Origin of the sequence: Pseudoruminococcus massiliensis (genome assembly GCF_900291955.1) — a bacterium.
In the GTDB taxonomy this organism is placed as follows: Bacteria; Bacillota; Clostridia; order Oscillospirales; family Acutalibacteraceae; genus Pseudoruminococcus; species Pseudoruminococcus massiliensis.
Map to the genome: position 1 here is coordinate 304,273 of NZ_OLMR01000002.1, position 12,755 is coordinate 317,027.

The 12,755-nt window shown below is 36.8% G+C and carries 11 protein-coding genes; 3 read left to right on the forward strand and 8 right to left on the reverse strand.

From position 1 onward, the window contains the following. Positions 1-177 precede the first annotated feature (177 nt). From C9914_RS04285 to C9914_RS04310, 6 genes are all read right to left on the reverse strand, one after another. A complete protein-coding gene (locus C9914_RS04285) occupies positions 178-1,875 on the reverse strand; it encodes an alpha-amylase family glycosyl hydrolase (protein WP_106763608.1) in 1,698 nt (565 codons plus the stop codon). Between the two features lie 74 nt (positions 1,876-1,949). Beyond that, positions 1,950-2,813 (reverse strand): sugar ABC transporter permease, encoded by an 864-nt coding sequence (locus tag C9914_RS04290; protein WP_106763609.1) that lies wholly within the window; start codon positions 2,811-2,813, stop codon positions 1,950-1,952. Next, complete coding sequence (locus tag C9914_RS04295; RefSeq protein ID WP_106763611.1) at positions 2,810-4,306, reverse strand: carbohydrate ABC transporter permease; 1,497 nt, start codon at positions 4,304-4,306, stop codon at positions 2,810-2,812. The genes C9914_RS04290 and C9914_RS04295 overlap by 4 nt, the downstream gene beginning before the upstream one ends. A 141-nt stretch (positions 4,307-4,447) precedes the next feature. Beyond that, positions 4,448-5,836 carry an extracellular solute-binding protein gene (locus tag C9914_RS04300; protein ID WP_106763612.1) on the reverse strand — a complete coding sequence of 463 codons (1,389 nt, stop codon included), beginning with the start codon at positions 5,834-5,836 and terminating at the stop codon, positions 4,448-4,450. 284 nt (positions 5,837-6,120) lie between these two features. Then, the gene (locus C9914_RS04305) at positions 6,121-6,303 is read right to left on the reverse strand and encodes a hypothetical protein (protein ID WP_106763614.1); all 183 of its coding nucleotides are present in this window, start codon (positions 6,301-6,303) and stop codon (positions 6,121-6,123) included. Between the two features lie 104 nt (positions 6,304-6,407). Next, positions 6,408-7,037: a manganese efflux pump gene (locus C9914_RS04310; protein WP_106763616.1), complete on the reverse strand. Its 630-nt coding sequence runs from the start codon at positions 7,035-7,037 to the stop codon at positions 6,408-6,410. Between the two features lie 598 nt (positions 7,038-7,635). On the opposite strand from C9914_RS04310, the gene rny reads away from it, so the two are divergent. Further along, positions 7,636-9,189 (forward strand): ribonuclease Y, encoded by a 1,554-nt coding sequence (gene rny, locus C9914_RS04315; RefSeq protein ID WP_022265364.1) that lies wholly within the window; start codon positions 7,636-7,638, stop codon positions 9,187-9,189. An 82-nt stretch (positions 9,190-9,271) separates the two neighbouring features. On the opposite strand, the gene C9914_RS04320 is transcribed toward rny, so the two are convergent. Both C9914_RS04320 and C9914_RS04325 read right to left on the reverse strand, forming a co-directional pair. Next, entirely contained in the window at positions 9,272-10,378 is a 1,107-nt protein-coding gene (locus C9914_RS04320; RefSeq protein ID WP_106763617.1) for a linear amide C-N hydrolase, read from the reverse strand. Position 10,379: 1 nt separating this feature from the next. Beyond that, the gene (locus tag C9914_RS04325) at positions 10,380-11,075 is read right to left on the reverse strand and encodes a TetR/AcrR family transcriptional regulator (protein ID WP_106763619.1); all 696 of its coding nucleotides are present in this window, start codon (positions 11,073-11,075) and stop codon (positions 10,380-10,382) included. Positions 11,076-11,310: 235 nt separating this feature from the next. On the opposite strand from C9914_RS04325, the gene C9914_RS04330 reads away from it, so the two are divergent. Then, positions 11,311-12,048, forward strand: coding sequence for a polyphosphate polymerase domain-containing protein (locus C9914_RS04330; protein ID WP_106763620.1), 738 nt, complete (start codon positions 11,311-11,313; stop codon positions 12,046-12,048). A 12-nt stretch (positions 12,049-12,060) separates the two neighbouring features. Beyond that, a complete protein-coding gene (locus C9914_RS04335; protein ID WP_181013437.1) occupies positions 12,061-12,744 on the forward strand; it encodes a DUF4956 domain-containing protein in 684 nt (227 codons plus the stop codon). Positions 12,745-12,755: the final 11 nt, after the last annotated feature.

Genomic DNA, 12,755 nt, shown 5'->3' on the forward strand with positions numbered 1-12,755 from the left:
AAGTAGCTTTACATAAAACTTACATACAAATCTAAAATGTTATATTTAAAAGTTCCAATTAGTTAAAACTAATGCATTCTAAAGTTAAGTTTAATTTGCTATAAATTTCCCAAAAATAGCAACACCCCGTTTATCAGAAATTATCCGATAAACGGGGTGTCAAACTATAAAATCAAATTATTTAAGAACTACAACGCTATTTGCAGGAATAGTAAGCTGTTCGCCGTTAAGCTCAACCTTTTCTGTATTAGTTGTATCACTCACAATATAGCCTCTTACACCTGAATAAGACATTGCTGACTTAGGAACTGTAACAGTTGCCTTATCGCTAAGGTTAAGAATGACCATCACCTTAGAACCATTGTATTCGCTGATGAATGCACCAACAGCCTTATTATTCTCATCAAGAGTAACAGGAGTAAATGTGCCTCTTGCGATTTCAGGGTTCTGAAGCTTAAGTCTTATAACCTTCTTATAGAGATTAAGGAGAGAGTTTTCATTCTTTTGTGCCTCTGCTACACCCTCTTCAGGCTTTTCAGTATTTGTAGTAGCACCCGGAATACTTGCAACATAGCCAGTATTATCAGAAAGTGACCAAACCATACCAGTTCTCTTATCAGGGTCTTCTCCAGAACCAGTCATACCAATCTCCTCGCCATAATAGATAAATGGATTACCTGGAGTAAGGAGATAAGCCATAGCTGCGTTCTTTTCCTTTTGAGTATTTCTTGTAAGGAAACCTGCACTTCTTGCAGTATCGTGATTAGAAATAAACGGAGCACTTATAGCCTTGCTATTGTTTTCAGTAATTGTATCAACCCAAGATTTTACATAGTCATAGTAGCCCTTTACATTCTTGAGGTTTACAGCCTTAGTTGCAACCTGTCCAGAAGTACCCTGCATATCGAAATTAAAGAAGCTGTCTGCACCACTCTTATAGAAATCGGAAATAACATTTCCGCCCATCCAAACTTCTCCGACCATATAGACATCGTCTTTAATACTCTTGCAGTAGTCATATAGCCATTTAATGTCATTAATAGATTCGTTTGAATTTTGGTCATAGTGATATGCAGCATCAAGACGGAAACCATCTATACCAATATCCTTGAGCCAGAAATCGCAAATGCCTTCTATCTCCTTACGAACCTTTTCGTTCTTGAGGTTAAGGTCAGGCATATTCTGAGCAAATGCCGATTCATAATACCAGCCCTTTGTTCCAGCATAATAATAACTTGAAGCACCTACATCTGCTGGCTTTGAAGCTGACTGAACAAAGTTATAATATTGAGCATAACCATCAGTTTTGCCCTCTTTTAGCTCCTCTTTAGCCTTTTTAAACCATTCATTAGTATTAGAAGTATGGTTAATAACAAAGTCAATAATAACATTTATACCACGCTTATGAGCCTCTGAAAGGAATGTTTTAAAATCTTCAAGAGTACCATAGCTCTTATCAATATCCTTATAGTTATCAACATCATACTTATGATATGAACCAGAAGGCATAATCGGCATAAGCCAGATTCCATCAATACCGAGGTCATCTGTTGTTTTAGGGTCGCCGTCATTAAGGTAATCGAGCTTAGATGTAAGACCCTTAAAATCGCCTATACCATCACCATCTGAATCGCAGAAAGAATATACAAAAATCTCATAATAGTTTCTATACTTGTCCTTAGATGCCTCATAGCTTATCGTTTTAAAACCGCCATCTTCAGGGATACTGCTATCAGAGCTTGAAGATGCAGCAGATTCAGTATTAGAAACAACAGAATTGTTGCTTTCTGTTGTTCCACCATTCTGGCAACCAGTCAATACCGCTGAAACAAGCATAGCCGCACAAAGAGTAAGTGCTAAAAGTCTTTTTTTCAAGTAAATCTCTCCTTTATAAACAAGGAAGCAGGGAATAGCTCAAGAGCCACTCCTTGCTTCGTTTTTGAATAAAATCAGCCTTTAACAGCTCCGCCTGTAACACCTTCAACATAATACTTCTGCATCTTAATGAAAAGAAGTGTGATAGGAAGTGCAACTATAACAGAACCCGCAAAGAATGTTGTATAATACTTTGCATTGTTCTCTCTTTCGAGCATTTGCTGTAAGCCAAAAGCAACAGTATAATTATCTTTGTTGTCCTTCATGATATAGCTGACGAATATAAAGTCAACCCAAGGGCTGATAAATGTTGTCAAAGCTGTATATACAAGAATCGGCTTTGAAAGTGGAAGAATAATTTTCCAGAAGATGGTGTTTTTATTAGCACCATCAATAGTAGCAGCCTCATCAAGTGAATGTGAAATTGTATCGAAGAAGCCCTTACTAATCTGAAAGCCCATAGCTGCACCTGCACAATATACAAGAATAAGTGCGAAGAGTGACTGGCTAAGACCAATCCATTCGATGATAGCATAAATAGCAGCCATTGACATGAAGCCTGGGAACATACCAAGGATAAGACCTATGTTAAGGAATTTCTTACGCCATTTGAAACGGAGACGGCTCAATGTGTAGCTTGTCATAAGTACAAAGAGTGTAGAAATTACACAAGAGACAATCGCAACAAAGAGTGTATTCAAGAACCAACGCCAATATGGGAAGCTCTCGTCTGTAATAAGTCTTACATAGTTATTGAAAGTCCACTTCTTTGGAATGAAACTTGCGGACGGACCCATCTGGTCACTAAATGATGTGATAACCAACCAAACGATTGGAAGCAACCAAATAACCGCCATAACTGCAAGTATAACATAAATAACAATGTTGACTGTTTTTTGTCTTTTGGAATATGATTTTTCTCCGGCAGCCTGTGTCATCCGAATGCCTCCTCATCTTTAGCAGATTTTGACATATTATAGGTAATCAACGATGCAATAGCACAGATAACGAAGATAATAATACCTATAACAGCCGCAAGGTTATAGTCCTTATTATTAGCAGTCAACTTATAGAGCCATGTAACGAGCAAGTCTGTCTTACCAGCACCGCTGTAATAATCTGTACTCTTTGGTTCGCCGCCAGTCAAGAGGAAGATAACATTGAAGTTATTGATGTTTCCTACGAAAGAAGAAATGAGGTACGGAGTTGTAACGAAGAGCATATATGGAAGAGTAATCTTCATAAATGTCTGGAAAGCATTCGCACCGTCAATCTTAGCACTTTCATAGAGGTCCTCAGGAATATTCATAAGAATACCACTGGTACTAAGCATTGTGTAAGGAACACCAATCCACATATTAACCAAGATAACAACTACACGAGCATAGTTCGCATCTGATAAGAATGGAATACTGTCGCTTATAAGTCCCCAGTCCTTAAGTGTCAGGTTAAGAGTACCTTGGTCAGCAAGGAGCTGATTCATAACAAGGAGTGTAACAAAGTTAGGAACAGCGATTGTGATAACAAAGAGTGTTCTCCAGAGTCCCTTAAACTTAATGCCCTTCTTATTGATGAGAAGTGCAAGAACCATACCACCTATGTAGTTGGTAAATGTTGCAAAGAAAGCCCAAACAATTGTCCAGCCAAGAATCTTACCAAAGGTATAAGACTTTTCAGGGTTATCATAGAAAACATCCGCAAAGTTCTTAAAACCTACCCAAGTAAAGAGCTTTTGTGGAGCCTGATGGAACCGGTCATAGTTTGTGAAAGCAATAAAGATTGTAAATATAATCGGAAGGATTGTAAAGCAAAGGATAAGAGCAATAGGAAGGCTGAGAAGAGTGATGTGAAAACGCTCATCAAGGAATATAAGAATCTCCCTCTTAATGCCGATTGGCTTTTTGCCAGCCTTAATTGTTTCCTGTGCAGCAATAGCAGACTTGATATTCATAAGATAGAATACAAAGAATGCAATAGTTACAATCATTGCCATAACGCTTATGAGAAGAATGTGCATAGAGTTATCACCCTGAATCTCAGTCTGAACACCCCATGTATCCTTTTCATTATGAGTTTCTACTGTACCAAGTGTGAAGAACTGTGAAAGTCCATAAGGAACCGCAAAACCAATCATAAATAAGAAGTATAAAACTTCAAGCACAAGGTAAAGGATACCCTTTACTATCTGCTTATGACCGATGCTACCAGCACCCATAATAATATAAGAAAGCTTTGTGAAAATATCGCCTTTTACAAAATTTCTGCCATAGTTAGCAAAGCCTTTGGCGATAGCGTTTAAAAGTTTAATGACTTTCTGACCGAACAAGGTAAAGACCTTGCCGATGTTTGAAGGCAGAGTTTTAAAGAATGTCTTAAATTTATAAGCAAACTTTTGACCTGCACTCATCTGCATATAATCAAGAAAATCCATGCGGTTTTGCACCCTCTTTCTGAAAAAATATAAGTTTTTATGTTCTTAACTTTATTTGAGCAGCCTAACATTAAATATCAGGCTGCTCGCATAAAGTTTCACCGTTTTTATTATACGGTTATTATTCAGTCTGTGGTGCTATTAGCCTTGCTCGACACTCTTAACAACCTTCTGGAGAGCTGCCTTAATGCCTGCTTCATCGCTGCTCTTGAGGTTACCGTTATTAATATCAGAACCTACAGATGCAACTGGATCCCAGTATTTCATTGTGCAAACGCTCTGTGAGTGTGAGTATGGACGCTGAGCCTCAATAGCCTTTTGGATTGGATCATTCTTAAGTGCGTCTGATGCGAGAATTGCGTTGTTTGTTGGGATAACCTTAAGCTGGTTATATCTTTCCTGCTGAACTTCAGGACCTGTGAGATATGTTGCGAGTGTAGCAGCAGCAAGTGGAAACTTAGAAGCAGAGTTTACACCTACGAGCTTGTAACCACCGAAAGAATGGAGCTGTGTATCTGTACCATTCATCTTAACTGTTGGAAGCTTTGTAGCTGCAACATTCTCCTTGCCCCATGCATTTTCGATAGCAGCAGTATTCCAAGTACCTGTTACAACAGCCTGAAGCTTGCCAGATGAAAGAAGTGTAAGAATAGCAGCATTGTCACCTGTAGATACGAAAGAATCCTTGTTGTTGTTTACGAGGTCTGCCATAGCCTTAGTAGCTGCAACACCCTTATCTGTATCAAAGTCAATAAGATCCATCTTCTGTGTTGCTGTATCAAGCTTAATATCGCAGCCTGCTGCATAGAAGAAGCTTGAGGTATACCAAGCGTCACCAATTGTCATAAAAGCCTGAACTTTCTGCTTAGCTGCCTTATCAAGGAGAGTTTCAAAAGACTTAACATCATCAGCTGTAAACTTAGAACTATTATAATAGAGGAAGTATCCGTTATCAGATGTCATAGGATAAGCGTATACCTTGTTATCATATGTGCAGTTCTTAACTGCGTCTTCCATATTTTCAGAAGAAATCTGACCCTGGAAAACTGTAGGAACTTCTGCGAGAACACCAGCATTGACACCTGTGAGAAGCTGGTCTGTTGGGAACTGGAATACATCAGCACCCTTAGAAGCGTCTTCTGTAAGTGAGTTAATGCACTTATCTTCGCCTTTTTCAACAACCTTAATTTCGTATGTTACGCCATCAACAGCATAAGTTGTCTTAAATTTCTCGACCATGCTCTTGATGAAGTCCTTACTATTGCTAGGAGCCCATACCTTAAGAGAAATCTTGCCGTCTTTAGCTTCTGTCTTAAGTCTCTCTGTGATTTCTGCAACCGTAGGAATAGAAACATCACCTGCTGAAGATGCTGTAGAAGCTGTAGAAGCTGTGCTTTCTGTGCTACCTGCTGAAGAACCACTTGCTGTGCTAGTTGTTGTACCGCCGTTACCGCCACAACCTGCGAATGCACCTGCACACATTAGAGATGCGAGAAGCAACGCTGTGGTCTTTTTTGCCTTACTTGCCATTTTAAAATCCTTCTCTCTAAAAAATTTTTGTTTGTTCTGACTTGCATATAAAGCATCTGCTTTATACCTCTCAGCGAGGTATTCGGAGCATAATAACGAAAATTAACAATTTTGTTTAAATCGCATATACGCTCAGCGAACCCCTCCGCCTCTGTAGTAATAATAACATATGATTTTGAACTTTGCAACTATAAATTGTAATTTTTATTCATATAACTATAAATGGTATCCTAAATTTGTTTAATATTACTCGTTTTTTTATGATTTTTTCCGTTTTGCATAAATTAAATTTCCTGTTTATGTGCATTTTTAATATAATTCTTCCGTAATATTTTGACAAAATTTTGAATAGCTTTTTTATTTTTTGTTAAAAATAGTTCCAGCCAAGAACTATTTTCCCCATTTTTAGCATTTTTTGGGTTTTTTAATGCTTTTTGACGGCATTTTGCACAAAACGACACTATCATTAAAAAAACTTCCAAAAATTCATATATAAATTTGCACATTTTAACCATAATAATATACTACGCAATTATACAATCTTCAAAGTATACAGATTATAAAATATCTTCTATATAAATAGCCTTATAACCGCAATAAGTATTATAACAAGTCCTGAAATCCTTGTAAAAATTTCAGATGGTATTCTTTCTATTCCTCTCAGCTTTTTTCCTAAAAATAGACCACAACAAAGAAATATCAACTGAAACGCTCCACATAAACCTGCTGCCGAAATTGCACCTATTCCGCTTACTCCCATAGAAACCCCTGCTCCAATCGAATCTATTGAAAGTGCTGTACCAATATAACAGGCCTCTTTTGAGTCTATTGTATTTGATTTATCAATATCACAAAGAGAAGGCTCTCTTATTATGCTTATAGTTATTCCTAAAGGCTTTAAGGCCAGTGTTATGCTTTTCCTTTTTGGTTTTTTATTTCTGGCAAAGCTCCCAAAAATTATATAAATACCAAGTATACATAACATTCCACAGCCAATATATCTTGCCACTTCTTGGCTTATAAATCTTGCCAAAGCTTCACCACAGAATATTGAAATACCCATAATAAGTACAGAAATTGCACAAATTATCAGTCTCGATTTCCAAGAGGCCTTTATTCCACCTAATGCACAACTTGTTCCAATTGTAAATGCATCTATTGAAAGTGACATTGATAGTAAGAGCAATCCAAATATTTCCATAGCCTACCCCCCTAAATAGCTACTCTTACTATAATATGAATTTTACCAATTTCTCGCCATTCATAGGCTCAATATACTTCTTCAAAGCTTTTAAGTTTTAAAGCTGTCTTATTTGTAAAAAATAATAACCAAATTTATACAGCAATTTTATACTTTAAATGCGATTGTAAATCGCTTGACAATTTATATATCACCGTTTAAAATAATACTTAGGGTAGTTTGTCAACTATCCCTATAACGGTTCTGCTGTTATACTATTTTTCTGCCGAAAGGCTGTTATTATATATATTAAATGATGATAAGATTCCACATTATTGGGTTATAATAGTTCTTAACTCAAAAAATGATTTTCGAATTCATATATTTTTCCGTAAAAGAATTTATTGCGGTGAATAGATATATTTTCTGAGCCTTAATAATCTGTTTAGAAATAATGTGCTGATGTAGGGGATTAGTGCGTTATTATGAAGTATCACGACTTTTCGGACTGATTTTATAATACTCAGATTAAAAATTTTATAAAATATAATAGCGGCACTTCCTCGGCAACTGACATAATTTTGAAATACTAAAGATTAAAAAGGAGGTGCCTATAACTATGGATTTATGGTTGGCGATTGTACTTATTATAGTTTTTGCTGTAATAGCCGGCATAGTAGCTTTTTACGCCGGAATAAACTATCGTAAAAAGGTTGCAGAAAGCCAAATCGGTTCTGCTGAAAAGGAAGCTGAGCGTATAGTCGAGGCTGCTAAAGAATCCGCAGAAGCCAAAAAGAAAGAATCCATACTTGAAGGTAAGGATGAAATCCATCGTTTGCGTAATGAAGCAGACAAAGAACTTAACGAACGCAGAAGAGAGATTCAGCGTCAGGAACGCAGAATACAACAAAAAGAGGAAACTCTCGAAAAGAAAATGACAAGCCTTGAGGCTAAGGACGAAACTCTTAACAAAAAACTCAAGGGGGCTGATGATAAGCTCGCTGAGGCTGAAAAGGTCAAAACGGCTCAGATAGAGGTTCTCGAAACAATATCTAAGTTTACTTCAGAGCAGGCAAAGGATTATTTGCTCAAAACACTTGAAAATGAGCTTGTTCACGAAAAATCTGTTAAGGTTCTTGATTACGAACAGAAAACTCGTGACGAATGCGAAAAAAAGGCAAGAGAGATTATTTCACTTGCTATTCAGCGTGTTGCGGCTGACCATGTTACAGAAGCAACAGTATCTGTTGTTCCACTGCCAAATGATGAGATGAAGGGCAGAATTATCGGTCGTGAGGGAAGAAATATCAGAGCGATAGAAACTCTCACAGGCGTTGACCTTATTATTGATGATACACCTGAGGCTATCACACTTTCTTGCTTTGAACCTGTAAGACGAGAAATAGCAAGAGTTATGCTTGAAAAGCTGATTTCTGATGGAAGAATCCACCCTGCAAGAATTGAAGAAATGTATGAAAAGGCTCGCAGAGAGGTTGAAAATACCATCAAGGAAGAGGGCGAAAGAGCTGTTATTGAGGCTGGCGTAAACGGAATACACCCTGAGCTTATTAAGCTGCTTGGCAGACTTCGTTACCGCACAAGCTATGGACAGAATGTTCTTAACCACTCGCTTGAAGTTGCATATCTTGCTGGTATCATGGCTTCGGAGCTTGGTCTTGACCCGACACTTGCTCGCCGAGCAGGACTTCTTCATGATATTGGCAAGGCTCTCGACCACGAGATTGAGGGTTCTCATGTTGAGATTGGTGTTGATGTTGCCCGCAAGTATAAAGAGAGCGAAACAGTTGTTCATGCTATTCATGCTCACCACGGAGATGTTGAGGCTAAAACGGTTATTGCTTGTATCGTTCAGGCAGCTGATGCCATTTCCGCTGCAAGACCTGGTGCAAGACGAGAAAACCTCGAAAACTACATTAAGCGTCTTGAAAAGCTTGAAGAAATCGCATCAAGCTTTGATGGTGTTGAGCGTAGCTTTGCAATTCAGGCTGGTAGAGAAATCAGAATCATTGTTAAGCCTGAAAAGATTAAGGACGACCAGATGGTTCTTCTCGCAAGAGATATTTGCCGTAAGATTGAGTCTGATGTTGAATATCCAGGACAAATTAAGGTTAATATCATAAGAGAAAGCCGAGCATTCGATTACGCAAAGTAAAATAATATAAACTATAAAAACGGTAAAGCCTAATTTTGGCTTTACCGTTTTTTTGTGTTTTAAGTAGATATATTGAAATTTATTAATCTTCGCCACCATTTATTTCATTGAGGTCAAGGTCGTAGGTTGTTACTGTATCCCAATCTCTACGAATAACAATTTCGGCTGTGAGGTCGGTATTATTATACAAGATTGACCATTGAGTGTTGCTGGTTATATCATCTTTGCTTGGTTTTTGTGATGCGGCCTTAAGTGCGTCCCACGCAACTTTGTTTGTGATTTTGCCCTCATTTTTGTTGAAAATTTCTTCCATAGCATCATATCTTTCCTTGCCATGACCGTAATTTTCGTTGTGTTGATTTGGCTTTACCTTATCCTTATACATTTCAAAGAAGTTTGTTACAGCACGAGCAGGTGTTGCAACAAGCTTTCTTTCGCTATCAAGGCTATACTCGATTACTCTTCCGTCACCGCTTGAGTCTGTTATATAAAAATGATAATCTCGACCACTACTTGCCATCATATCATAGTTTTTTAGAAGTTCGACAGCTTCCTCAGTAGATGCGGCTTTATCAAGCACTAATCTTATGGCTAAGGTTGTAGCAATGGTTGGTTTACCAGTATTTTGCTTGGTCGGTTCGCTATCGAGAGTAAGAACAGCGATAGATACACCTTTTTCATTCATTCCGTCTAAGCATACAAATGGTGCGGTAAGGCAGGCAAGTCGGGATTTGAGGCTTGCATCAGCAGTATTTGCAGAAATATTATCAAGAGCAGCAAAGGCGACTGACTTATATCCATCTTTTGGAGTTGAATAAACAAGCATTGCTGAACTATCATTTTTGAAATCGTAATTTCTGCCCATAAGGTTATTATTGTCGGTATCCTTAACGCTGAAAGCACTGCAACCAAAATCGGGAACTTCAATATGTACTGGCAAAAGTGGCAAAGCTTCTTTTGTTACAGCGTCAACAAAGGACTGATTATCAGTTATACCATAATTTATGATGTTTTCAATACTGTAATCATATTTAATATCCATACGGTAGAGGTTATATTCATCATATGCTGTGATTTTTTGAATAGTTGCCGATGTTTGGAATCTTGTGAAATAGATAGTTGTAAAAACAATAGCAACTACAACTATAAGTGCAGCTAAAATAAGGAGCGTCCTTTTTAATATTTTCATCTTATTTCCTCCATTCAGTATTAAAAGTGAAATCAAATTTCATTGCTAATGCAATAAAAAGCTTTTGCATTACTTGATTGGCTATATGGCGAATATCAAGGCTTGATATATAGCTAAGGATTTGTTGCTGTTCATCATCAGGAACAGCATAGACAGTCATACTCATAGCAAGAAAGCGTTGAATCTTTTTTTCGAGTGTGAAATATTTATCGCAATGCTTTGCCATATATCCACACATAATTCCTGATGAGCCAATTTCAAGCTCATAAAAATCGCTTTCTTCGTAGTCTGGAAGATAAGTGCCAAATATTTTATGCAATTCAGTAGATGTATGTTGATGAATATATTCTATGGTCTGACTATTTGAATATGCTTCTATATAAATATCACGAAGGTTTTCGTTTAATTCTGCTAAGGCAATTTGAATAGATGTTTCTACGGCGTATATAAGTACAGGATTTGAGGTTTTGGCTATTGTTCTTGCCATACCGAATTGATTTTCAAACATAAATTCAACTAAATCCATAAGTACACCGTCTTTTGTGTGAAAAATATTTTGAAATGTACTGCTTGTAACATCGGCTTCTCTTAATATTTCTGCTAATGTGGTATTATGATAACCTTTCTCTATGAAAAGCTTTACACAAGCGGATAGTATTCGTCTTTTTGAGTCTTCCTTATCATATCTTCGAGCCATTTTAATCACTGCTTTCTGATATATAATTGGTTTATAAACCAATTATAACATAAAAGCTGAGTTTTCGCAAGATGTATAATAATAAAATTAACTTTAATAAAATATAGTAAATATCTAACAAAAAATCAAATTTAAAATTCCTCTTAATTTTTTTGTAAGCTTAAAGTAAATTTAAGGCAGGACAATTATTATATAGACATAGAAAACAAACCAACCTATTAGGAGATGAGATATTATGAGCCAATTCCAAAGTATCTTTAAAAGATATGAGAAAAAATATATTCTCACATCTCGGCAAAAACAAAAAATCCTTGAAACTGCAAAGCTGTATCTCGCAAAGGATAAATATTTTCATAGCACTATTTGCAGTATATATTATGATACCCCGTCAAGATTAATGATTCGCAACTCTATTGAAAAGCCTATATATAAAGAAAAATTAAGACTTCGCAGTTATGGTACACCAAGTGCTGATGATAAGGTTTTCATAGAGCTAAAGAAAAAATATCGTGGTGTAGTTTATAAACGCCGTACAGCTATGACACTTCGTGAGGCGGAAATGTTTCTTTCTGGTAAGCTTTTGCCGAAAACACAGATTGAAAAAGAGCTTGCATGGGCATTGAAATATTACGAAGGCATAGAACCAGCAATGTTTGTAAGCTATGAGAGGGATTCTTATTGCGGTATTCAAGATTCAACCTTGAGAATTACCTTTGATAGTAACCCACTTATCAGAGAAGAAAAGCTTTCATTAGCTGACGGAATATGGGGAGAAACAATTCTTCAGGACGGGCTTTATATTATGGAAGTTAAAACACCATATGCAATGCCACTTTGGCTTGCAGATGAGTTAGATAGATTAAAAATTTTTCCGTCGTCATTTTCTAAGTATGGTACGGGATACATAAATTCATTGAAAAAACAAAATACATCTGAACTTGAAAAGGTTCAAGAAATTAAAAAATTAGCATAAGGAGAGATTATAATGGATATTTTTAACAGCGTATTATCAAATCAGTCAACAGCAAGTTTTACAGAGGGTTTATTCTTCCTTTGTATGGGTGCATCAATAGCTTTTGGATTGATTATTGCATTTGTTTATTCCTTCAGAAATTCAACTTCAAAAAGCTTTGTTATGACGCTTGCTCTGCTTCCTGCAATCGTACAAGTAGTTATAATGCTTGTGAATGGCAGTATCGGTGCGGGAATTGCAGTAATGGGAGCTTTCAATTTGGTTCGTTTCCGTTCTGTGCCAGGAAGTGCAAAGGAAATTTGCAGTATATTCTTAGCAATGGCAGTAGGACTTGCAACAGGTATGGGTTATCTTCTCCTTGCAGGAATTTTGGTTGTTGTTATTTGTACAATTCAGCTTATCTTTAGCTTTATCAAAATCGGTGATAAGACTTCTGTTAAGAAGGAGCTTAGAATTACTATTCCTGAAAGCTTAGATTATACAGGCGTTTTTGATGAGCTTTTTGAGCAGTATACAAAGTCAAATGAGCTTGTAGAAGTAAAGACTGCAAATATGGGAAGCCTTTATAAGCTTAGATACATAGTTATACTTAAAGAGCAGAGCCAAGAAAAGCAATTTATAGATGACCTTCGCTGCAGAAATGGTAATCTTGAAATCTCTTGTTGCAGAGCGGCTTTTAATCAAGAAACATTATAATTTATGATAAA